This is a genomic window from Mesocryomonas lacus (assembly GCF_055730135.2).
On sequence record NZ_JBUZWE020000013.1, the window covers coordinates 1 to 21,226 of the forward strand.

Consider the following 21,226-nt stretch of genomic DNA (forward strand, 5'->3'; position numbering starts at 1 on the left):
TCTCTGGCTTCATTTGACCGTCCTTCTCCGAATGTGGACGCGGAAGGCAGGATTCAAAGGACTCGACAGCACGGATCGCTGTGAGAGTCTCCGGGTGATGTCAGCCTGCGGCCCGAAGCTGGTTACGTCCCGCCCTTTTGGCGCCATAGAGAGCGACGTCAGCTGCGTTGACGAGGGCATTGCCAGATAAGACGCTGCATCCCGCCTTGAAGCTGGCCTCGGCCACCCCGATGCTGACGGTGACGCGGCCGTCGATGCCCTTGGGGTGGGGGATGGCTTTCTGCCGAACAATCGCCAGACATCGCCGAGCCACCGCCGCTGCGTCCTCTTGGCCACTCCCCTCGAGGATGAGCGCAAATTCCTCACCCCCGTAACGCGATACGTGGCCGCCAGCGTCCGCAGCTTCGCTGAGGGCGACTGCTACAACGCGCAAGGCTTCGTCGCCGGCCTGGTGTCCCAGGCTGTCATTGTAGCTCTTGAAGCGATCGACATCGATCATCAAGATGGAGACAAGCCCGCAGGCTGCCTGCTGCCGGGCAATGGCCTCCGACAGCGCTTGGTCGAAACTTCGTCGGTTCGGCAGTCCGGTCAAAGCATCCAGACCGGACAAGGCCTCCAATCTCAGATTGGCTTCAACGAGTTGGATGCGAAGACGTTCGCTTTCGCTAAGGGCCCGATGCAGTTCCTCCTCAGTGCGCTTCTGCCTGGTAATGTCCATGCTGACGGCGAGGAGACGCAGAGGCCGGCCATCCATCGCCCGGTCGACAATTTTACCCCGGCTGAAGATCCACCGCGGCATGCCGTCTTTCGCCGTGACCCGGTAGACGGCCTCGAAGAATTCGGTCTCTTCTGCTTCCACCGCTCGGAGCGCATCGGCGACGACCAACCTGTCGTGCGGATCGACGATGTCCCACGGCACGGTGTTGTCGACGATCTCATGATCGTAGTAGCCAAGCACCGTCTTCCAATGACGCGACCGCCACACCCTGTCGGTGGTGAAGTCCAGCTCCCAAATCCATTGTCCCGAGACATCCAGCGCGAATTCGGCCTGGGCGCCTGGCCGAACGAGAGGCTGCAGGGGGATAAGCGAAAGCATGTTTGCCAATTTCGTCATCCGCCGACCTGCCGCCTTCAACTCCAGCGAGAGTGTTGAACATGTCACGCTGGCCAACAGTGGGAAAGCACGGCGTGGCCGTGCCGCGTTTTATTTCCGGCCGAAGCCCCACGGCAGCACGCCTTCGGCGCGGGGACGTGAAGACTTTCTTCGTGACCTCAATCCGGCTTAAATCAGACACTTTCTCCATTCTGCCGAGAATGCACTATCGCAGCGGACGGCGGCTCCGAGGGCATGGTGCCGTGGTCATGCTGTCTGACGCACCCACTCCGGTAGCAACCCCGCGCTGTGCGCCATCCCCGTGGCAACAGGATCAAAAACAGTCATCATCATGCGGACGGCTTAACTGGACAACAGGAACAGCACCCACGCTCACAAGCATGCCCACAGGAACAACGAGACGGCATCTCGACCTGGATGAGAACGGTCAGGCTTTCATATTGGACAGGATCGTCATCTTAGGATCACGGATAGGGCCGGCCTGATCCAATTCGTACCGGGCTATAAAACGCTTCAGGAATTGTTCACGGAAAGCTTTGCTTTTCAGATCCCCGACATTCATCTTGCGTTCGATCCAGGCTGCTTGGCTTTGCAAGCTGGCGGCTGACTGCGCCGTCGTGCCACCAAGGGCCGTTCGAACCACCTCGAGTAAGGTCTGGTCTGCCAGAATGGACCACGGCCCGTCGATCTGTTTGGCATGCCGCTCGAAATATAGAGCCATCCGTGCGGCTTCGCTGACCTTTCCCACCTGATCCTCCAGAACCTCGCGATAATAGCCGGCAGCGACCTCGGCGACGGTGGCCGAGGCCTCATGGCTCAAGGCTCCCGACTCGTCGAAGGCAAAGGCGGTTGCAAGGCTCAGGTAGCGACTGTCCGTCATCCGAAAGGCCAGATCGGTCGGTGCGTCGGTTCCCCCAGCGAGGACGCGGCGGATCAGTCCTTTTGAGCTTGTGGCACTGTCGAGTCCAAAGGCCTTCGTAGCATAGGCGTAGAGGGCCGAGTTCTGCATGAACTCGTCGAGGGTCGTGGTTTGGGCGACGGCGTTGCCGAAAGTCCTGGTGGCATCCGCGACCTTCGCCTGGCCTGCAACTTTGGCCAGCTCTGCGGGCATGTTCCGGGAAATGCGAGCATAGGCGGTGATGGCACTCGTCATCGTGTTATTACTCCACAGAAGGGTAAAAACCCACGCCCGAAAGCGCGTTTGTCGGCGACGTCAAAGGGTAGATGTAAAACTCCCCCCTGCCGGCGTGGTGACCGAGAAGGCGGCTGCCGCACCGGACGGCGATGAGATGGCCTGCGCCGCATCCGTTCGGCTGGCGGCATAGGCGGCGAGGACGGCTGGCATCCCGCCGGGCGGAAGCTGACGGAGGGACGACGTTGCAGGGGCAGCCATCTTCAGATGCGTGTCGCCGGTTCTCTCTGTCGGCGCCTCTGAGGCCTTCATCGCGTCGCCTACGCGCTCCGCCAGATCTTCAGACTGCATGACCTTCTGAACCGCCTTGGCCATTTCCACGCGCCGATCAAGGTCCAGCGGCGCTCGAATCGGTGACGCAGCCTTGGCGGAAGGACGCTGCGCCGACAGCTTCGCCGACTGACTGAACGCGTTCAGCGCTGCGGATGTCGACGAGGCCGCCTGCGGCGCAGCAGCAACCGTGCTTGCCGCAGGTGTACTCGTAGGCGCTACGCCGTCGGGCAGCTGAATGGATACGGTCGTTGCCGGCGCGATGTCCGTCGGCGCAGCGGAGACGATCGTCGTGCTCGCTTCAGCCGCTGGAATAGTCGTCGTCGTCGGCGGCGGCGAACTGCTGATGGCGATCAGAGAGTCGCCAAGATTTGTCTGGGTTGTGAGGGTGGTATTGATGGGCGTCGAAGTCGTGGTGGCCATCGAGGTCGACGGCGATGTTGTGGTGGTTGTCGGAGTGGTCAGAGAGGTGGTCGGCGACGTTGGGGACGTCGTCGTCGTCGGCGTTATTGTCGGCGAGCTGCTGATGACGATCAACGAGTCGCCAAGATTTGTCTGGGTTGTGAGGGTGGTATTGATGGGCGTCGAAGTCGTGGTGGCCATCGAGGTCGACGGCGATGTTGTGGTGGTTGTCTGAGTGGTCAGAGAGGTGGTAGGGGACGTTGTAGACGTTGTAGACGTCGTCGTGCCGGTGGTTGACGAGGTCGATGTGGTGGACCGTGTTTTGGTACCAAACAGCAGCCCAAGGACAGAACCAATCAGTGACATGTGCATCTCCTAAAATGAAAGAGGCCGGAACAACTCCGACTTGAATGCATATGCCACTATAAGTGATAAATAGACGTATCTCCTCATGTATCCTTTTGAACGTTAGTTTATCTGTCAATCTTCCGAATATTAAGAATTGCGTTTCAATAATTTTAGACAATACCGGGCGGTCCATTTCGCTTGATCGTCTCGTGCGGCTTCGCCAAGCCGCGTCGTTATCAACAGGCACGCAGGTCGAACGGCACGCCATCGAAAACGGCGCCTATATTGCGAACGGCGCGCCTTAAGGCTTCCCCCTTCTCAGCAGAAGCATGCCGATGATCGGCCATTTTCCGTCAGACAGATCGCCTGTTGCCAAAGCTACCTCCAGGAGAAAACGTTCATAACACCCCAAACGATCTGGGTTGCCGAGTGGTGTCGCGAGAACCTAGCTATGCGCGGTATCCAGCATGACCCGGATCAGGTTCGAGGGTTCGACTTTGCCGTATCCAATGGCGCGAGCGCACCCGCAGAGAGTCGATAGCAGAGTTCTTTCGCCAGCCCGTCGCAACAAATGGCCGCTCCAGTCAGTCGGGCTGCCGCTATAAGACCAGCGCGCCCGACTGCTGAAACCCCAAGCCATCTTGGCGCAGATCCTCAATCAGCAACGCTTCGACCCACTCCTGCCGAATTCGATCAAAAAATCGCCGCAGCTGGGGAGATACCGGTTTCGGTGGCGATGCTGTCGAACTGGTCGAGGGTGCCGAAGAAGGCCGGCTTGACCTTGCCGAGCTTGCTGCCGTCGACGACGAGCGTCCGGCGCACCGCGCGGCGCATGACGGCCTGCTTGATCGGCACCTCGTGGAAATTCGAGCAGCTGAGCCCGTGGTCGGCATGAATGCCGCCGGCGGAGATGAAAGCGTGGTTGATGCCGAGGCGGTCGAGCGAGCGCAGCGCTTCCTCGCTGGAAAAGGTGCCGGATGAGGGGTGGAAGAGCCCGCCTAAAAGGATCAGCCGGACGTTCGTGCGGGCAGCCAGAAGGTTGGCGACGTTCATCGCATAGCAGATCACCGTCAGCGTTCCTTGCCGCGGCAGATGCGGCACGATGTGCGGGGTTGTCGTACCGCAGTCGATGAAGATCGTTTCGTCCGGCTCGACCAGCGACGCCGCGCGCTGCCCGGCGGCCGCCTTTGCTTCGGCATGAGCGTCGCTCTCCGCGTCCAGCCGGTAACTCGGATTGCGCTCGGCGCCTGCCGGCAGGATGTAGCCACCGAGATAGGTGAAAGTCTCGGGAGACGTCGCGAGGTCGCGCCGGACGGTCATCTCCGATACCCCGAGGAGGCTCGCAGCCTCTTTCAGATGCAGCACGCCCGATGTCTTGAGGCCGCCTTCGAGGGCGGCAATGCGATGGGGCTTCTTCATGGCGTCCCTTGGGATAACGTCGGGGGAAGCTCGCGACATCCTCTTGACCCGTCAAGCCCCCTGTGAAACATTCCTCCCAACAAATGTGAGAAATCTCACAAGTTGCGGTTCCTGACCGCCAGTTGCATTGGGAGGATATGGCCATCGCCAGCCCGCGCTCGTCGACAGAGCTTGCCAGCCTGATCGACCACACCATCCTGAAAGCCGATGCCAGCCGCACTGAGGTTCGGCGCCATTGCGAGGAAGCACTGGCCCACGGCTTCGCCTCGGTCTGCGTCAACGGCGTTCATGCAGGCTTTGTCGCCGGATTGCTCGCTGGCAGCGCCGTCAAGACCTGCGTGGTCGTCGGCTTCCCGCTGGGCGCTGGCTCGGGCGAGGCGAAGGCCGCCGAGACCGCGATCGTGGTCGCTGCTGGCGCGGACGAGATCGACATGGTCGTCGACATCGGCGCCTTGCGCGAAGGCGATGCCGAGCGCGTCGCTGCCGACATCGCCGCCGTCCGCGCCGCCTGCCAAGGCAAGGTTCTGAAGGTCATCCTCGAGACCTGTCTCCTCGACGATGCGCAGAAAGAGCTCGGCTGCCGCCTGTCGAAGGAGGCGGGTGCCGATTTCGTCAAGACCTCGACCGGCTTCTCGACCGGCGGCGCCACCGTCGCCGACATCGCCCTGATGCGCCAGGTCGTCGGCCCGGACATGGGCGTCAAGGCGTCGGGCGGCATCCGCACTGCGGAGATTGCGCGCGCCATGGTGGAGGCCGGGGCCACGCGGATCGGCGCGAGTGCGAGCGTCGCGATCGTCGGCGGCACGCCGGGGACGGCGTCCGGCTACTAACGGCTAAACCCGGGTGGCGGCATCCGGACGAGACTGCAGGGCGTCTCCGGGAGGGGCGTCCTGGCTCCCCGCGTCAGGCGGGGCGGCGAAGGTTCAACTGACGGCATCAGGCCGTTCTCGGGAGGAGAGAAGATGAAGAAGCTGTTCGCAACCATGGCCATCGGCCTGTCGCTGCTGGCGCTGCCCGCGGCCGCCGCCGGGGTGGTCGACACCAGCAAGGTCCGCACCGACATCACGACGGATGCCGCCGGCAAGAAGTTCACCATCGCCACCGTCGTCAAGGTCGACGGCATCGCCTGGTTCGACCGCATGCGCGCCGGCGTCGAGCAGTTCGCCTCCGACACCGGCCAGGACTCCTTCCAGGTCGGCCCGAGCCAGGCGGATGCCGCGGCCCAGGTGCAGATCGTCGAGAACCTCATCGCCCAGGGCGTCGATGCCATCTGCATCGTTCCGTTCTCGGTCGAAGCCGTCGAGCCGGTGCTCGCCAAGGCCCGCGAGCGCGGCATCGTGGTGATCGCGCACGAGGCGTCGAACATCAAGAACGCCGACTACGTGCTCGAGGCCTTCGATAACAAGGCTTATGGCGCCAAGCTGATGGAAGTGCTCGGCAAGAGCATGGGCGGCGAGGGCCAGTACGTCACCACTGTCGGCAGCCTCACCTCGCAGTCGCAGAACGAGTGGATCGACGGCGCCGTCGCCTATCAGAAGGAGCACTTCCCGAAGATGGCCGAGGCGACCAAGCGCCTCGAGACCTATGACGACGCCAACACCGACTACACCCGCCTGTCGGAAGCGCTGACCACCTATCCCGAGATCAAGGGCATCCTCGGCGGACCGATGCCGACCTCGGCGGGCGCCGGTCGCCTGATCGCCGAAAAGGGTCTGAAGGACAAGGTGTTCTTCGCCGGAACCGGCCTGCCGTCCGTCGCCGGCCAGTACCTGCAGGAAGGCGACATCCAGTACATCCAGTTCTGGGACCCGGCGGTCGCCGGCTACGCCATGAACACGCTGGCGGTCATGGCCCTCACCGGCAAGAAGGACGAGATCAAGGCCGGCCTCAACCTCGGCCTTACCGGCTACGACAAGCTGATCACGCCGGAAGGCGGCGCGGCGAACCTCCTCTACGGCCAGGGCTGGGTCGGCGTCACCAGCGCCAACATGGGCGACTACGACTTCTAGTCGGATCGACAGGGACGGACGGCAGCACCCCTGCCGTCCGTCTTCATCCCACAGCGTTCGCCGAGGCTCCCCGCCATCGGCGCATTTCCTTTCCTTGGGCGCGGTTTTCGCCCGCCCGATATGAACGGCGATTCATGGCCGATCCCCTGATCGAACTCAGCTCCGTCACCAAGCGGTTTCCCGGCATGAAGGCGCTCGATGCGATCGACTTCGCGATCGCGCCGGCCGAGATCTGCTGCCTTGCCGGCGAGAACGGCTCGGGCAAGTCGACCCTCATCAAGATCATCTCCGGCATCTACCAGCCGGACGAGGGCGAGATCCGCATCGACGGCGCCGCCATGCCGGCGCTGACGCCGCGCGAGGCCATCGCCCACGGCGTCCAGGTGATCTACCAGGATTTCTCGCTGTTCCCGAACCTCACGGTCGCCGAGAACCTATCGCTGAACAAGCTGCTGAGCGACGACCGCAAGCTCGCCAACCGCGGCGAGATGCGCAGGCTCGGCCGCCAGGCGCTCGACCGGCTTGGCGTCGACATCGACCTCGAAGCAGAGGTCGGCAGCCTGTCGACCGCCGACCGGCAGATCGTCGCCATCGCCCGGGCGCTGATGTCGGACGTGCGCCTCCTCATCATGGACGAGCCGACGACGGCGCTCACCGGCCGCGAGGTCGACCGGCTGTTCGCCATCGTCCGCGAGATCCAGGCCAAGGGCATCGCCATCCTCTTCGTCAGCCACAAGATGACCGAGATGCTGGAGATTTCCGAGCGCATCGTCGTCTTCCGCAACGGCGCCAAGGTCGCGGAAGGGCCGACCTCCGAGTTCGACGAAGCGAAAATCACCCGCGCGATGACCGGCCAGGACATCGGCCAGGAGCGCTATGTCTGGACCGATGCTGGCAAGGCGCCGCGCCTCGACATCAACGGTCTCGGCGTCGATGGCCTGGTCGAGAACGTCGATCTGTCGCTTGGCGCCGGCGAGATCGTCGGCCTCTGCGGCTTGCTCGGCTCCGGCCGGACGGAACTCGCGCTGACGCTGTTCGGCATGCGGCCGGATCATCGCGGCACCATCCGCATCGACGGAACGCCGCTGACGCTCGGCAGCGTCCAGGACGCCGTCGCCGCCGGCATCGCCTACGTGCCCGAAGACCGGCTGTCCGAGGGCCTGTTCATGAGCCAGTCGATCGCCCGCAACATCGTCGCCAGCGTCATCGGCGGCACCACCCGCGGCGCCTTCGTCGACCGCGAGCGCGTGGCCGGCATGGCGACCGACACGGTTGCGGCCATGCGCATCGCCACGCCCGACGTCGAGAAGCATGTCGGCCAGCTGTCGGGCGGCAACCAGCAGCGCGTCGTCATCGGCCGCTGGCTGCTGACCGGGCCGAAGGTGCTGATCCTCAACGGCCCGACGGTCGGCGTCGACGTCGGCTCCAAGGCGGAGATCCACCGCCGCATCCGCGAGCTCGCCGTCGCCAATGGCCTCGCCGTTCTGATGATCTCGGACGACGTTCCGGAACTCCTGCAGAACTGCAACCGCATCCTCGTCATGCACCGCGGCCGCATGGTCGAGGAGATCGATCCCGCCGAAGTCGTCGAAGCCGACGTTCACGGCAAGCTGAAGAGCCTGCGCTGATGCTCGCCCCCCTGTTCCGCCGTTCCGAAACCGTCATCGCGCTGATCCTCGTCGCGGGAATGATCGTCATCGGCCTGATCAACCCGGCTTTCTGGTCGCTCGACAACCTGTTCAGCCTGGTGCGCGCCAACGTCATCATCGGCATCATGGCGCTCAGCGTCCTAATGGTGATGATCTCCGGCGGCATCGACGTGTCGTTTCCAGCCTTCGCCGCCGCCGCGATGTACCTCACGGTCATCGCGATGAACCATTTCGGCTACCAGGGCGTCGTCCTGCCGCTGGTCGGCGCGACGGTGATCGGCCTCGTCTGCGGCCTCTTGAACGCCTTCTTCATCCACACTTTCAGGATGATCCCACTGATCGTCACGCTCGGCACCGCTTCGGTAGTGCGCGGGCTGCTGCTCGGCCTCGTCGGCACCAGCATCATCAACATCGACCGCATGCCGAAATCGCTGATCGCCTTCGGCCGCTCCACGGTCGAGGTCGGCGGCAGCGCGCTGACGGCCATGGTCTTCGTCTATCTCGGCCTCGCCGTCGCGGTCTGGCTGTTCCTGACGCGCACCATGGCGGGGCGCGGCATCTACGCCTATGGCGGCGATCCCGAGTCCGCCAAGCGCGTCGGCTTCAACACAAGGCGCATCGTCTACCTCGTCTACGGCCTCGCCGGGGCGCTGGCGGGCTTTGCCGGCCTGCTGCACGCCTCGATGATCTGGCTCGCCAACCCGCGCGACTTCGTCGGCTTCGAGCTCGACGTCATCGCTGCCGTGGTGCTGGGCGGCGCCTCGATCTTTGGCGGCCGCGGTTCGGTGCTGGGCACGCTGCTCGGCGTGTTCATGCTGGTGCTGATCAAGAACAGCCTGATCATCATGCGCGTCGACAATACCTGGCAAGGCGTCGTCGTCGGCGGCGTGATCGTGTTCGCGACCGCGCTGACGGCCTGGCGCGACCGAAAGAAGCTGGCGTGAGGAGACGGCGATGAAACAGAGCTTCGACTTCCGCCGCTTCGCCAACCGCGACAACAACATCCTGCAGCTTCTGATCATCACCGCGGTGATCTTCGCCGTGATGTCGTTTCTCGAGCCGACGAAGTTCCTGCGCTACTACAATTTCGAGTCCATCAGTTTCGTTTTTCCCGAGCTGGGGATCCTCGCCATCGCCATGATGCTGGCCATGCTCACCGGCGGCATCGACCTGTCGGTGATCGGCATCGCCAATCTTTCCGGCATCCTCGCCGGCGTGTTCTTCGCCCGCTTCACGGCTGATGCCACCGGCATGCCTGAGCTGCTGCGGGTCGGGCTCGGCGTTCTCCTGGCTTTGTCGGTCGGCGTTCTTGCTGGCCTCCTCAACGGCCTTCTCATCGCCAAGGCAAAGATCACGCCGATCCTCGCGACGCTCGGCACCGGGCAGATCTTCACCGGCTTCTGCGTCGTCCTGACCGGCGGCCCAGCCATCACCGGCTTCCCCGCCTATTGGGGCGCGATCGGCAACGGCAAGATCCTCGGGCTCGCCGCGCCCCTGGTGCTGTTCCTGCTGGTCGCCGTCACCATCACCGTCGTCCTCACCCGCACGCCTTTTGGCCTCAACCTGATGCTGATCGGCACGAACGCGCGCGCTGCGGTGTTCGCCGGGCTGAAGAAGGATCGGATGATCCTCTATTCCTACATGACCACCGGGGCGCTCGCGTCGATCGCCGGCATCATGCTGTCCGGCCGGACCAATGCGGCAAAGTCCGACTACGGCACCTCCTACCTCCTTCAAGCGGTGCTGATCGCCGTCCTCGGCGGCACCAATCCTGCCGGCGGGCGCGGCACCGTCGCCGGCGTCTCGATCGCCGTCGTCGCGCTGATGCTGCTCGCCTCCGGCTTCCAGATGATGCGCTTCTCCAACCACCTGATCGACTTTATCTGGGGCGGCTTCCTGCTCCTCGTCATCGCGATCAACGCCTTCCGGAACCACAGCCGATGAAGGTGCATCTGCGCCCCGCGGCCTTCGACGAGGTCGAACGCTTGGCCGTCGAGTACGCCGGCCTGTCGGCCAGCCTCTTCCGCTACCCGACCGGTGTCGAGGCGGTCCGGCTGTCGAACGGCCGCGGCCACCTCGTGGTGCTGCCCTATCTCGGGCAGATGATCTGGCAGGCGGCGTTCGACGGCGTCGACCTGACGATGAAGAGCATCTTCAAGGCACCCCGCCGCGTGGCGACGATCGCCGAGACCTATGGCTGCTTCGCCTTCCATTCCGGCCTCCTGCGCAACGGCGTGCCGGGCCCGCAGGACACGCACCCCGCGCATGGCGAGATGCCCTGCGCGGCCATGGACTCCGCCGGGATCGAGGCGGGCGATGATGCCGAGGGGCCGTTCCTGCGCCTCTTCGGCGAATATGAATATGCCATGGGGTTCGGCGCGCACTACGCGGCGCGGCCCTCGGTAACACTGCGGTCCGGCGGGACTTTCGACATGGCGATGATGGTGGAGAACCTCTCGGCCGCGCCGATGGACCTCATGTACATGGCGCACGTGAACTTCGCCTATAGCGAGGGCGCCGAGATCCTGCAGCAGGCGCCGTTCACCGCCGCGCACACCCGCGTGCGCACCGCCGTCCCGCGGCATGTGACGCCGGATCCCGCCTATCTCGCCTTCATCGACGCGCTGGCGGCCGATCCCGCGGCAAGCCGGGTGATGAACCAGACCGAGCGATATTTTCCCGAGCAGGTCTTCTATCTCGAAGGCCTCGCCACCGACGCCGAAGGGTTTACCCGCGCGATGCTGCGGCGGCCTGCGGGCGACAGCTTCTGGCTCCGTCACCGCCCGGCGGAGTTCGGCAAAACGGTGCGCTGGATCCTCGCCAGTCCCGACCAGTCGGTCTGCGCCTTCGCGCTGCCCTCGACCTGCGAGCCCGAGGGCTATACGGCGGAGAAGGCCAAGGGCAATGTCCGGCAGCTGCCGGGCGGCGCGACGGCGGCGTTCAGCGTCCGCATGGGCCATCTCGATCCCGCCGAAACCGATGCCGAGATCCGCTCTCTCTAATTTCTTGAAGGAACGACCATGTCCTCGAAGATCGCCGTCGTCGGCTCCAACATGATGGACCTCGTCACCTATGTGACGCGCATGCCGCTGCCGGGCGAGACGCTGGAGGCGCCGAGCTTCGAGATGGGCCATGGCGGCAAGGGCGCCAACCAGGCGATCGCCGTGGCGAGGCTCGGCTCGTCGGTCGCGATGGTCTCGAAAGTCGGCGAGGACGATTTCGCCGAGGCGACGCTGCGCAACTTCGCCGCCAACGGCGTCGACGCCACCCACGTCACCCGCGCCGAAGGCGTTTCGTCGGGCGTCGCGCCGATCTGCGTCGACGCCAGCGGCGAGAACTCGATCCTCATCGTCAAGGGCGCCAACGACCGGCTGCTGCCGGCCGACGTCGATGCCGCCGCCGGAGTTCTGGGTGGCTGCGACCTCATCCTGATGCAGATGGAAGTGCCGGTCGCCACCGTCTACCACACCATCGCCTGGGCCAAGGCGAACGGCATCCGCACGGTCCTGAACCCCGCGCCTGCCGCCGCCGATCTCGACATTGCGGGGATTGCCGACGTCAGCTTCCTCGTGCCGAACGAGACTGAGCTCGCCATCCTCTCCGGCCTGCCGGTGACCTCGGAAGAGGAGGCGGAAACCGCCGCGCGCAGCCTGATCGCCAAGGGCATCGGCACAGTGATCGTCACCATGGGCGGCCGCGGCGCGCTGCTGGTCGAAGCCGGCGGCACAAGGCGGATCGCCCCCGTCAGCGTCACCCCGGTCGACACGACGGGCGCCGGCGACGCCTTTATCGGTGCCTTCGCGCATTTTCATGCCGGCGGCGAGCCGGTCTTCGAGGCGCTCGGGCTCGCCGCGCAGTATGCCGCCCACTCCATCACCCGCCGCGGCACGCAGAAATCCTATGCCACCGCCGCCGAATTCGAGGCCTGGCGCGCACAGCGCTAGCCCTTGTCGGGACCAGGCCGTCGGTAGATCCGCAACAGGCGATCCGCGCTGACGGCCGGCCAAGACCCTCAACACCCGCGGCCGTCAGTCGATGCGCAGCCCGTCCGCCAGCGCGGTGATCAGTGCCGCGACCTTCGGGCTGAGCTGCCGGCTCTGCGGCCAGACGAGGTAGAGCGGCAGGCCGGCCGTCGCGTGCTCGGGCAGGAGTTCGACGAGCTCGCCGCGCTCCAGTTCGCGCTCGATCAGCCAAGTCGCGAGCTGCGCGACGCCGAGGCCCGCCTTGACCGCCTCCACTTGCGCCTCCGCACTGCCGAGCACCATGCGCGCCTCCATGCTGCGCTCCTCGATGGTGTCGGGGCCAAACCCGAAGCGCCAGCTCATCGTGCTGCCATTGCCCTTGCCGTAGACGATGCAGTCGACCGCCGCGAGCGCGTCGGCCGTGGCGGGAGTGCCGTGCCGTTCGAGATAGGCGGGTGCCGCGCAGAAGATCAGCTTCTCCGTGCCGAGGAGGCGGCGTCCGAGGCCGCTCGTCCACTGGTCCGAGGCGGTGATCCGGATGGCGATGTCGACACCCTCTTCGACGAGATCGACGAAACGGTCGGTGAAGTTCACCTCGGGCCGTAGCCCGGGGTTTAGCTCGGCAAAGGCCAGCAGCACGGGCATCACCCGCATGCGGCCGAAGGCGGCCGGCACGTTGATCTTGACGCGGCCGACCGCCTCCGTGCGCTGCGCGGCCAGCACGGCCTCGGCATCCTCGAGTTCAGCCAGGACCCTGACGCAGGTGGAATAGAAGGCCGCGCCGGCGTCGGTGAGCTTCAGACGGCGCGTCGTGCGTTCGAACAGGCGGCTGCCGAGCCGCGCCTCGAGCCGGGCGACGCTCTTGCTGATGGCGGAATTGGTCAGATGGAGGCGCTCGGCGGCGGCGGTGAAACTCCCGCAGTCGGCCGTCACCACGAAGGCCTCGATGCCCTTCAGTCGCTCGGATGGAATCATGCTGTTGTCTTATTAGAGAATTTCTGTCCGCACAAACCGGAATTAATGCCGCTCGACGCGAATTCCTGTCGCGCCTACACCCTGTGCTCCATCAAAAGGAGTGCTGTTATGTCAGCGTTGACGCAGGAATTGCCGGCGGCGTCGCCGGCCGGGACGAAAGAGACGGGGCATGGCCTCGCCGTCACCTTGCTGGCGATCTCCGCCTTCGTGATCGTCACCACCGAATTCATCATCATCGGGCTGCTGCCGGCTTTGGCGCGGGACCTCGGCCTGTCGATCTCGGGCGCCGGGCTTCTGGTGACGCTGTTCGCCTTCACCGTGATGCTCTGCGGCCCGATCCTCACGGCGCTGCTGGCGCATATCGAGCGCAAGCGGCTGTTCGTCGCGATCCTGCTACTGTTCGCCGTGTCCAATGCGCTCGCTGCCGCCGCGCCCGACGTCTGGGTGCTGGGCCTCGGCCGCTTCCTACCGGCGCTGGCGCTGCCGGTGTTCTGGGGAACCGCGAGCGAGACGGCCGGCGACCTTGCCGGGCCGGAGAAGGCCGGCAAGGCGGTCGCAAACGTCTATCTCGGCATTTCCGGGGCGATGGTGCTCGGCATTCCGCTGGGAACGCTCGCCTCCGACGTGCTGGGCTGGCGCGGCACTTTCTGGGGCCTTGCCGGGCTGTCGCTCGTGATGGCGCTGGCGCTGATGTGGGTGATGCCGAGCCTTGCCCGTCCCGCCCGCATGCGCCTTGCCGAGCAGGCTCAGATCCTGAAGGACCCGGCTTTCCTTGCCAATGCGCTGCTCTCGGTCGTGGTCTTTACCGCCATGTTCACCGGCTACACCTATCTCGCCGACACGCTGGAGCAGATCGCCGGGATCCCGTCCGGTCAGGTCGGCTGGTGGCTGATGGGCTTCGGCCTCGTCGGTCTCTTCGGCAACTGGCTCGGCGGCCGCTACGTCCTTCAAGGGCCGTTGCGGGTGACGTTCCTGGCCGTGCTGGTGCTGGCCGCGGGAATGGCGCTGACCGTGCCGCTCGCGGGCCAGCTACCATGGCTGTGCCTGGCGCTGGTCGCCTGGGGCATCGCCAATACCGCGCTCTATCCGATCAGCCAGGTGCGCGTCATGCAGTCGGCAAGCCACGCCCAGGCCCTGGCGGGAACGCTCAACGTCTCGATGGCCAATGCCGGCATCGGCCTCGGTGCGATCTTCGGCGGCCTCGTCATCGAGCATGCCGGCCTCCAGTTCGTCGGCTATGCCGCCGCGGCCATTGCGCTGCTTGCCTTGCTGCTGGTTCCCGTCGTCGGCCGGATTTCCCGTCCGGCCGGGCCCGTGGAAGCCGCTCGCTAAACTCGCGCAGCAGATGATCGGCCCGCCGCTCCCCGGCGGCGGGTCCCGCAGAGAACGAAGCCCCGCGGCGTCCATGCCGGCGGTGTTGCGACCTTACAGCCCTTCAACCGTTGGCGGAGGGATACCGCGGCGCAGAAGCGCCCTCCCGCCGTCAGCCGAGACCAGGAAACCCGACATGTCCACCCCCACCAACTACGCCGACCGCGATACGGCGATTGCGATCAACAGCTACACGACCGTCCTGCGTCGGCCGAGCGTGCCGCACGAGATCTTCGCGACCTACTGGCGGGACGTGCACGGGCCGCTGTGTTCCCGAATTCCGGGGCTCGGCTGGTACGTGCAAAACCACTTCGACCGCGAGCAGGACGCCCATCTCTGGCCGGAGATCGAGGGGATCAAGCCGTTCGACGACTATGTCCTCGACGGCGGCGTCGAGATCGGTTTTGCCTCGGCCGAGGATCAGGCAGAGTTCAACGAGGCCTGTCCGATCCTTTTCGCCGACGAGCAGAACATGTTTGCCGCGACCGTTGCCTATGCCTTGCCGAAGGGCTCGCAGACGCTGCTCGACCGCGTTGCCGACCCGATACCGAATGAAGATGACGGCCTCGACCGCCTGCACGTGCATTTCGGCGCCAGGAACGACGACGCCAAGGCCTTCGGTGCCTACATGGCGCGGCTCGCCGAAACCCTGGCCTCGGACGCGTCGGTGCTGAAGGTCCGGTTGCATCTGCCGGAGCGCTACGACAATGCCGAACCCGCACCCCCGGCGCCCAATGTCGACCATCTCGTGCCGCCGGAGCGTGCCCTCGTCGCCATCCTGGAGCTCGCCTTCGAGACGCCGCTGACGCGTCGCCAGTTCTACGCGTCCGAAGCATTCAAGCGGACGATCGAGGGCCAGAAGGCCGAGATCGCCCGGGCGTCCGCCTTCGCCGTCAGCGGCGTCTACACCTATGTCCGCGACAAGACGCTGACGGTCGCCGGCCTCCGGGGAAGCCGTCCGGCGCAGCTGATCGAACGGCTGGGCGCGACCAACCAGGTGGAGGACGATGTCCGCCGGCTGCTGCTCGACGGGCATCTCTGACGCGAGCTTCGGCCGCAGGGATCCCGCGCGGACCCCCGCGGCCGTCCTCCGGCGGGCCGGAGCCGCAGACGGGGCCGGAGACGCTCCGGCGGGCATGCCGATGGGCCCGCGCCGGCTCAGAGCTCGGCGACCACCTCGGACACCATCTGCCGGAGCCAGGCATGGCCGGCATCCCGGTCATAGGAGGCGTGCCAGAGCGCGGAAACCTCGATGTCCGACAGCGCAATCGGCGGCGGGCTGAGGCTGAGGCCGAGCTCGGCCGAGAAGATCTGGGCGATGCGGGTGTGCATGGTCACCACCACCGCCGACCGCGCGACCATGTAGGGGACGGCGAGGAAGCGCGGCGAGATCAGGACGACGGTCCGCTTGAGGCCGAGGCTGTCCAGCGCGTCGTCGACCACCCCGCGTCCGCCGAGCCCGTGTCGGAGGCTGGTCAGGATGTGCGGCAGCCGCACATAGTCCTCGAGCGAGATCTGGCCGGAAATGCCGGTGAGCTCCGCATTGAACATGCACTGGTAGGTTTCCGAGAAGAGGCGCCGCCGCTTGTGGTGCGTCTGCCCTTCCGAGAAGTCGCCATAGCCGATGGCGAGGTCCATCCGGTCGGTATCGAGATCCTGCAGCAGGCGCGACGTGTCGATGCTGTGCAGCCGGAGGTGCACCCGCGGCGCGACCCGCCGGAGGCGGGCAAGGAGCGCCGGGATGATCAGGATCTCCAGGCTGTCGGGGAGGCCCACCCGGAAGGTCCGCCGCGCGGTACCGGGATCGAAGTCCCGGCCGCGCGCCATCAGCGCCTGAACCTGCGCGAGGGCATCGCGCACCGGCTCCAGCAGCGCCTGGCCGCGCGGCGTCGGCTGCATGCCGTCCGGGCCGCGGGTCAACAACTCGTCGCGGAAGAGATCGCGCAGACGGGCGAGGTTGTGGCTCATGGCGGACTGGCCGAGCCCGACGCGCGCTGCCGCGCGGGTGACGCTCCGCTCGGTCAGCAGCGCCTCGAGGTGGACTAGGAGATTGAGGTCCAGGCGGGATAAATTGATGCCATCGGTGGCCATCATGAATCCAATCAGTTTGATCGATAGTTTGGGATCTAGCATAGTCCTGGTCACGGGGCGACGGCATCGCCCCGTTGTTCCAGACCAAAGGATGTCTCCCATGTCGATCCGCAGCCTTCTCCACGTCGCAAGCCTCACCTTCTCCGGCCTCCCCCTTGCCGGCGTCGCTCATGCCGACGGCATTAAGCCGGTGCAGGCGGTAAACATCGACCTCGGGAGCGTTGCGGGTAATGCCTACTACACCGTCGAGCGCGACGGATTCCGTGTCGTGACCACGCTCTCCCAAGGCGAAGCCGCGACACCGATCCGGATGGTGGCGGTTCTCGCATCAGGCCAGAGCCTCATGCTCTCGGCCGCCGGCGAGGCCGGCCTCGAGCCCGTCGAGGTCGAGATCGCCCGCGAGGCCGACGTCTTGCTCGTTCGCAAGGCGGCGCTCGCCTACTGATCGCGCTCCGCGACGGCATTTCGGGCCCGGCGACCGGTTTCGGTGGCCGGGCCCGAACCTTTTGGTACGGCCGCTACGCCGCCGGCCCCGTGCCGAGCCGCGAGAAGGCGGCAAGGATCGTGCGCTCGGACTGGACGAGATAGGTGTCGAGCAAGGCGGCCGCCTCGCCGGGCTGTCCGGCGTCCAGCCGCTCGAGGATCGCCGCGTTCATGCCGATGTAAGGAGCGTGCAGGAACTCCGGATCGTCGAGCAGGCCGAAGCAGAGCCGCAGTTCGGCGGCCACCTGGGCGTAGAAGACGCTGAGCCGCGCGCTGTCGGCGAGCTCGACGATCCCCGCATGGAACAGCATGTTGGCGCTGCCGACGCCGGCCCAGTCGGCTTTCTCGCGGCACATCAAGGCGGTCTCCACCGCCTGGCGCATGCGGGCGACGGCCGGGTGTTTGGGATAGGCCTTGGCCAGCGCCTGCCCCTCGATCATCCGGCGCACGCGGTAGATGTCGAGGATCGATCCCATGCTGGGCGTCGCGACGAAGACTCCGCGATTCGGCTCGTGGCGAAGAAGACCCTCCATCGTCAGCAGGCGGAAAACCTCACGCAGCGTGTTGCGCGACACCGCGAAGCTGGCGCTGAGCGCGGCTTCCGAAAGGCGCTCGCCCGGTTTCAACTCCCCCGTCGTCAGTCTGTCGCGCAGCGCCTCGGCCAGGCGCTGGGCGAGGGTCAGCGGTGTTTCGCGCGTGGTCATCAGGCCCCTTCGGGAGTAGTTCGCGCCGGTTCGGCGGGGCGATGACGGCCGGTTTCGCGTCGCCTGCAACCCTCTTACAGCGAAGCGAATCGATGCGGCAGGCGCCCGCCGTAAAGGTTTTACCGTTGCCGAAAGGGCTGATCGGGACAAGGCCTGGCGGCGGCAGTGCTCGGGCGATGGTGCATTTCTTGAGCAGATCGTGCTGCGATCAGAACCACTCTGCGACATGCACCAGCATATTCTTCAAAAATCTAATTTGTTTTGTTGAACAATATTGACCGAGAAGGGGAACCAAGCGAGGTTTCGGTAGGGCCGGTTTGGCGGTCTGCAGCCGGAGCGTGAACGATGGAAAAGCCTGCTAGCCCTTCGCCGGTTTTGCGACCTCGTGAGCGGGGGTTGGCCCCGGCCAAGGTGGTCCCGGCGCTCGTTCAATCGGCGTCGGAACGTCGGGGGTCGCTGATCGCGGCCATCTTCCTGATGGCGACCTCGGCCATCGGCCCCGGCTTCATCACCCAGACCGCGACCTTCACCGCAAGCATGGGCGCAGCCTTCGCCTTCGGCATCCTTGCCTCCATCCTGGTCGACTTCGTCGTCCAGCTGAATGTCTGGCGGATCGTCACCCTGACGCGCATGCGCGCCTCCGACGTCGCCAATGCCGCCATTCCCGGCTCCGGCTATCTCCTGGCGATCCTCGTCATCTTCGGCGGCCTCATCTTCAATATCGGCAACATCGCCGGCTCCGGCCTCGGGCTCAACGCGCTGGCCGGACTTGATCCGAAGATCGGCGGCGCCATCAGCGCCCTGGTCGCCATCGCCATCTTTCTGTCAAAGCGCGCCGGCGTTGCGGTAGACCGCATCATCGTCTTCTTCGGCATCATGATGATCGCGCTGACCCTCTTCGTCGCCATCGTCTCCGCGCCGCCGCTCGGCGAGGCGCTCCGGCAGACCGTCTGGCCCGACACCATCAATTTCGCGACGATCACCACCATCGTCGGCGGCACCGTGGGCGGCTACATCACCTATGCCGGCGCCCACCGTCTGCTCGACAAGGGCACCGTTGGCCGCGAGAATCTCGGCGCAGTCACGCGCGCGGCGCTCACCGGCATCGCGGTCACCGGGGTGATGCGCTACGTCCTCTTCCTTGCGGTGCTCGGCGTGGTGGCCAGCGGCGTCACCATCGACATTTCCGGCAAGGCGGCCAATCCTGCCGCCCAGGCCTTCCAGGCGGCCGCCGGCGAGTTCGGTCTGCGGATCTTTGGAGCCATTCTCTGGGCCGCCGCGATCACCAGCGTGATCGGCGCTGCCTATACCTCTGTCTCCTTCTTCTCGACCTTCATGCCGTCCATCGGCGAGCGCGGCCGCAATCTCTCCACCGTGGCCTTCATTGCGGTCTCGCTGGCGCTCTATCTCGCCATCGGCACGGCGCCGGCCGCGCTGCTGGTGTTCGTCGGCGGCTTCAACGGCCTCATCCTTCCCATCGGCCTCAGCATCTTCATGTATGCCGCCTGGAAGCGCGAGGACCTGATGGACGGCTACCGTTATCCCCGCTGGCTGCTGATCCTCGGGGTGATCACCGCCGCGCTCACCTGGTACATGGGCTACAAGTCGATCGGCCCGATCTTCGCCTTCCTGAGCATGTAAGGAGAGAGTTCCGATGGCTGTCATCGATCTCAACAGTGATCTCGGCGAGGGCTACGGCGCCTGGGCCATGGGCGACGACGACGCGATGCTGTCGGTCGTCACCTCCGCCAACGTCGCCTGCGGCTTTCACGCGGGCGATCCCGCCGGCATCCTGCGCACGCTGACGGCGGCGGCCGGGCGCGGCGTCGCCGTCGGCGCCCACGTCTCCTATCCCGACCGCGTCGGCTTCGGCCGGCGCGACATGGACGTCGCCAGCGCCGAACTCGTCGCCGACGTCGTCTACCAGATCGGCGCGCTGCAGGCGCTCGCCCGCGCCGCTGGCACCCGCGTCACCTACGTCAAGCCACACGGCGCGCTCTACAACCGCATCGCCGCCGATCCGCGCCAGGGCGCCGACGTCATCGCCGGCATCAAGGCCGCCGATCCGACGCTGGTGCTGATGGCGCTGGCGGGCTCGCCGCTGGTCGAGCGCGCCCGTGAAGCGGGGCTTTCCGTCGTCACCGAGGCTTTCGCTGACCGCGCCTACACGCCGGAAGGCGCGCTGGTCTCGCGCCGCGAGGCCGGCGCTGTGCTGCACGATCCCGCGCTCATTGCGCAGCGCATGCTGCGGCTCGCGCGCGAGGGCGTCCTCGAGGCGATCGACGGCTCGGTGGTCCGCGTCGAGGCGCAGTCGATCTGCGTGCATGGCGACAGCCCCGGCGCCGTCGAGATCGCCCGCCAGCTGCGCCGGACCTTCGAGGCCGAGGGCGTCACGCTGCAATCCTTCGTCCACGCCGAAGGAGGCGCGGCATGAGGGGCGCGGCAGCGGCCGGCCCCGCGGCGATCGAGGCGGCACGCGCCGCCCGCCGGCGGTACCGCGACGGCCTGGTCGCGCCGACGGCCGGGATCGCGCCCGGCCTGACGCAAGCCAACATGATCGTCCTGCCGCGCGACTGGGCCTTCGATTTCCTGCTCTATGCCCAGCGCAACCCGAAAGCCTGCCCGGTGCTCGACGTCGGCGACCCCGGCGCGCATGCGACGGTGCTGGCCGAAGGCGCGGACCTTCGCCGCGACCTGCCGCTCTACCGCATCTGGCGCGACGGCGTGCTCGCCGAGGAGACCGCCGACGCCAGCGCCGCCTGGGCCGAGCATCCCGATCTCGTCTCCTTCCTGATCGGCTGCTCCTTCACCTTCGAGACGCCGCTCGTCGAAGCCGGCATCGAGATGCGCCACATCGCCGATGGCACCAACGTCCCGATGTACCTGACCGACCGGCCGTGCCGTCCGGCGGGCCGCCTGCACGGCAATCTCGTGGTCTCGATGCGGCCGATCTCTGCCGACCGCATCGCCGACGCCGCGACGATCTCCGGGCGCTTTCCTGCCGTCCACGGGGCGCCCGTGCATGTCGGCGAGCCCAGCCGGCTCGGCATCGCCGATCTCGGCCGTCCCGACTTCGGCGATCCCGTCCGCATCGAGCCCGGCGAAATCCCGGTGTTCTGGGCCTGCGGGGTGACGCCACAGGCCGCGGTGATGGCCTCGCGCGTGCCCTTCGCGATCACCCACGCGCCCGGCCACATGTTCATCACCGACATTCCCGACACCGCCTACCACGCCTGA

General features: G+C 66.1%; 21 protein-coding genes. 15 read left to right on the plus strand and 6 right to left on the minus strand.

The genetic code is table 11. The features are described from left to right. Positions 1-100: 100 nt before the first annotated feature. Positions 101-1,096: a diguanylate cyclase domain-containing protein gene (locus tag ACZLZY_RS19005; protein WP_472935611.1), complete on the minus strand. Its 996-nt coding sequence runs from the start codon at positions 1,094-1,096 to the stop codon at positions 101-103. Here ACZLZY_RS19005 and ACZLZY_RS19010 point away from each other — a divergent pair. Continuing rightward, positions 1,095-1,286: a hypothetical protein gene (locus tag ACZLZY_RS19010; RefSeq protein WP_472935612.1), complete on the plus strand. Its 192-nt coding sequence runs from the start codon at positions 1,095-1,097 to the stop codon at positions 1,284-1,286. The genes ACZLZY_RS19005 and ACZLZY_RS19010 overlap by 2 nt on opposite strands. Positions 1,287-1,541: 255 nt before the next feature. Here the strand turns inward: ACZLZY_RS19010 and ACZLZY_RS19015 are convergent, their stop codons facing one another. Further along, entirely contained in the window at positions 1,542-2,267 is a 726-nt protein-coding gene (locus tag ACZLZY_RS19015; protein ID WP_472935613.1) for a DUF1217 domain-containing protein, read from the minus strand. Between the two features lie 547 nt (positions 2,268-2,814). On the opposite strand from ACZLZY_RS19015, the gene ACZLZY_RS19020 reads away from it, so the two are divergent. After that, entirely contained in the window at positions 2,815-3,213 is a 399-nt protein-coding gene (locus tag ACZLZY_RS19020; RefSeq protein ID WP_472935614.1) for a hypothetical protein, read from the plus strand. Between the two features lie 806 nt (positions 3,214-4,019). On the opposite strand, the gene ACZLZY_RS19025 is transcribed toward ACZLZY_RS19020, so the two are convergent. Continuing rightward, positions 4,020-4,745, minus strand: a complete 726-nt coding sequence (locus ACZLZY_RS19025) for a DeoR family transcriptional regulator (RefSeq protein WP_472935615.1) — start codon at positions 4,743-4,745, stop codon at positions 4,020-4,022. 137 nt (positions 4,746-4,882) lie between these two features. Here ACZLZY_RS19025 and deoC point away from each other — a divergent pair, with 137 nt between their 5' ends. From deoC to rbsK, 7 genes are all read left to right on the plus strand, one after another. Next, positions 4,883-5,575 (plus strand): deoxyribose-phosphate aldolase, encoded by a 693-nt coding sequence (gene deoC, locus ACZLZY_RS19030; protein ID WP_472935616.1) that lies wholly within the window; start codon positions 4,883-4,885, stop codon positions 5,573-5,575. A gap of 132 nt (positions 5,576-5,707) precedes the next feature. Next, positions 5,708-6,754, plus strand: coding sequence for an autoinducer 2 ABC transporter substrate-binding protein (locus ACZLZY_RS19035; protein ID WP_472935617.1), 1,047 nt, complete (start codon positions 5,708-5,710; stop codon positions 6,752-6,754). Positions 6,755-6,888: 134 nt separating this feature from the next. Further along, positions 6,889-8,382 carry a sugar ABC transporter ATP-binding protein gene (locus tag ACZLZY_RS19040; RefSeq protein WP_472935618.1) on the plus strand — a complete coding sequence of 498 codons (1,494 nt, stop codon included), beginning with the start codon at positions 6,889-6,891 and terminating at the stop codon, positions 8,380-8,382. Next, complete coding sequence (locus ACZLZY_RS19045; RefSeq protein WP_472935619.1) at positions 8,382-9,347, plus strand: ABC transporter permease; 966 nt, start codon at positions 8,382-8,384, stop codon at positions 9,345-9,347. Before ACZLZY_RS19040 ends, ACZLZY_RS19045 begins: the two co-directional genes overlap by 1 nt. Before the next feature lie 10 nt (positions 9,348-9,357). Next, complete coding sequence (locus ACZLZY_RS19050; RefSeq protein ID WP_472935620.1) at positions 9,358-10,347, plus strand: ABC transporter permease; 990 nt, start codon at positions 9,358-9,360, stop codon at positions 10,345-10,347. Further along, complete coding sequence (locus tag ACZLZY_RS19055; protein ID WP_472935621.1) at positions 10,344-11,405, plus strand: DUF4432 family protein; 1,062 nt, start codon at positions 10,344-10,346, stop codon at positions 11,403-11,405. Before ACZLZY_RS19050 ends, ACZLZY_RS19055 begins: the two co-directional genes overlap by 4 nt. A gap of 18 nt (positions 11,406-11,423) precedes the next feature. Further along, positions 11,424-12,347, plus strand: a complete 924-nt coding sequence (rbsK, locus tag ACZLZY_RS19060; protein ID WP_472935622.1) for a ribokinase — start codon at positions 11,424-11,426, stop codon at positions 12,345-12,347. A gap of 84 nt (positions 12,348-12,431) precedes the next feature. On the opposite strand, the gene ACZLZY_RS19065 is transcribed toward rbsK, so the two are convergent. After that, positions 12,432-13,340: a LysR family transcriptional regulator gene (locus tag ACZLZY_RS19065; RefSeq protein WP_472935623.1), complete on the minus strand. Its 909-nt coding sequence runs from the start codon at positions 13,338-13,340 to the stop codon at positions 12,432-12,434. A gap of 108 nt (positions 13,341-13,448) precedes the next feature. Here ACZLZY_RS19065 and ACZLZY_RS19070 point away from each other — a divergent pair, with 108 nt between their 5' ends. Beyond that, positions 13,449-14,672 (plus strand): MFS transporter, encoded by a 1,224-nt coding sequence (locus ACZLZY_RS19070; protein WP_472935624.1) that lies wholly within the window; start codon positions 13,449-13,451, stop codon positions 14,670-14,672. Positions 14,673-14,847: 175 nt separating this feature from the next. Continuing rightward, positions 14,848-15,753, plus strand: a complete 906-nt coding sequence (locus ACZLZY_RS19075; RefSeq protein WP_472935625.1) for an EthD domain-containing protein — start codon at positions 14,848-14,850, stop codon at positions 15,751-15,753. Positions 15,754-15,869: 116 nt separating this feature from the next. Here ACZLZY_RS19075 and ACZLZY_RS19080 read toward each other — a convergent pair whose 3' ends face one another. Beyond that, positions 15,870-16,805, minus strand: coding sequence for a LysR family transcriptional regulator (locus tag ACZLZY_RS19080; protein WP_472935626.1), 936 nt, complete (start codon positions 16,803-16,805; stop codon positions 15,870-15,872). A 97-nt stretch (positions 16,806-16,902) separates the two neighbouring features. Here ACZLZY_RS19080 and ACZLZY_RS19085 point away from each other — a divergent pair, with 97 nt between their 5' ends. Next, positions 16,903-17,247: a hypothetical protein gene (locus ACZLZY_RS19085; protein WP_472935627.1), complete on the plus strand. Its 345-nt coding sequence runs from the start codon at positions 16,903-16,905 to the stop codon at positions 17,245-17,247. A 73-nt stretch (positions 17,248-17,320) separates the two neighbouring features. Here ACZLZY_RS19085 and ACZLZY_RS19090 read toward each other — a convergent pair whose 3' ends face one another. Then, complete coding sequence (locus ACZLZY_RS19090; protein WP_472935628.1) at positions 17,321-17,989, minus strand: GntR family transcriptional regulator; 669 nt, start codon at positions 17,987-17,989, stop codon at positions 17,321-17,323. 411 nt (positions 17,990-18,400) lie between these two features. On the opposite strand from ACZLZY_RS19090, the gene ACZLZY_RS19095 reads away from it, so the two are divergent. The 3 genes from ACZLZY_RS19095 to ACZLZY_RS19105 are packed head-to-tail and all read left to right on the plus strand — an operon-like array spanning position 18,401 to position 21,226. Then, positions 18,401-19,630: an NRAMP family divalent metal transporter gene (locus tag ACZLZY_RS19095; RefSeq protein WP_472935766.1), complete on the plus strand. Its 1,230-nt coding sequence runs from the start codon at positions 18,401-18,403 to the stop codon at positions 19,628-19,630. Between the two features lie 13 nt (positions 19,631-19,643). Next, positions 19,644-20,423, plus strand: coding sequence for a LamB/YcsF family protein (locus tag ACZLZY_RS19100; RefSeq protein ID WP_472935629.1), 780 nt, complete (start codon positions 19,644-19,646; stop codon positions 20,421-20,423). After that, positions 20,420-21,226 (plus strand): putative hydro-lyase, encoded by an 807-nt coding sequence (locus tag ACZLZY_RS19105; protein ID WP_472935630.1) that lies wholly within the window; start codon positions 20,420-20,422, stop codon positions 21,224-21,226. Before ACZLZY_RS19100 ends, ACZLZY_RS19105 begins: the two co-directional genes overlap by 4 nt.

Coding starts and splice junctions, on each gene's coding strand:
- ACZLZY_RS19010 (WP_472935612.1), top strand. CDS start 1,095: ATGTTTGCCAATTTCGTCATCCGCCGACCTGCCGCCTTCAACTCCAGC.
- ACZLZY_RS19005 (WP_472935611.1), bottom strand. CDS start 1,096: ATGCTTTCGCTTATCCCCCTGCAGCCTCTCGTTCGGCCAGGCGCCCAG.
- ACZLZY_RS19015 (WP_472935613.1), bottom strand. CDS start 2,267: ATGACGAGTGCCATCACCGCCTATGCTCGCATTTCCCGGAACATGCCC.
- ACZLZY_RS19020 (WP_472935614.1), top strand. CDS start 2,815: ATGGATACGGTCGTTGCCGGCGCGATGTCCGTCGGCGCAGCGGAGACG.
- ACZLZY_RS19025 (WP_472935615.1), bottom strand. CDS start 4,745: ATGAAGAAGCCCCATCGCATTGCCGCCCTCGAAGGCGGCCTCAAGACA.
- deoC (WP_472935616.1), top strand. CDS start 4,883: ATGGCCATCGCCAGCCCGCGCTCGTCGACAGAGCTTGCCAGCCTGATC.
- ACZLZY_RS19035 (WP_472935617.1), top strand. CDS start 5,708: ATGAAGAAGCTGTTCGCAACCATGGCCATCGGCCTGTCGCTGCTGGCG.
- ACZLZY_RS19040 (WP_472935618.1), top strand. CDS start 6,889: ATGGCCGATCCCCTGATCGAACTCAGCTCCGTCACCAAGCGGTTTCCC.
- ACZLZY_RS19045 (WP_472935619.1), top strand. CDS start 8,382: ATGCTCGCCCCCCTGTTCCGCCGTTCCGAAACCGTCATCGCGCTGATC.
- ACZLZY_RS19050 (WP_472935620.1), top strand. CDS start 9,358: ATGAAACAGAGCTTCGACTTCCGCCGCTTCGCCAACCGCGACAACAAC.
- ACZLZY_RS19055 (WP_472935621.1), top strand. CDS start 10,344: ATGAAGGTGCATCTGCGCCCCGCGGCCTTCGACGAGGTCGAACGCTTG.
- rbsK (WP_472935622.1), top strand. CDS start 11,424: ATGTCCTCGAAGATCGCCGTCGTCGGCTCCAACATGATGGACCTCGTC.
- ACZLZY_RS19065 (WP_472935623.1), bottom strand. CDS start 13,340: ATGATTCCATCCGAGCGACTGAAGGGCATCGAGGCCTTCGTGGTGACG.
- ACZLZY_RS19070 (WP_472935624.1), top strand. CDS start 13,449: ATGTCAGCGTTGACGCAGGAATTGCCGGCGGCGTCGCCGGCCGGGACG.
- ACZLZY_RS19075 (WP_472935625.1), top strand. CDS start 14,848: ATGTCCACCCCCACCAACTACGCCGACCGCGATACGGCGATTGCGATC.
- ACZLZY_RS19080 (WP_472935626.1), bottom strand. CDS start 16,805: ATGATGGCCACCGATGGCATCAATTTATCCCGCCTGGACCTCAATCTC.
- ACZLZY_RS19085 (WP_472935627.1), top strand. CDS start 16,903: ATGTCGATCCGCAGCCTTCTCCACGTCGCAAGCCTCACCTTCTCCGGC.
- ACZLZY_RS19090 (WP_472935628.1), bottom strand. CDS start 17,989: ATGACCACGCGCGAAACACCGCTGACCCTCGCCCAGCGCCTGGCCGAG.
- ACZLZY_RS19100 (WP_472935629.1), top strand. CDS start 19,644: ATGGCTGTCATCGATCTCAACAGTGATCTCGGCGAGGGCTACGGCGCC.
- ACZLZY_RS19105 (WP_472935630.1), top strand. CDS start 20,420: ATGAGGGGCGCGGCAGCGGCCGGCCCCGCGGCGATCGAGGCGGCACGC.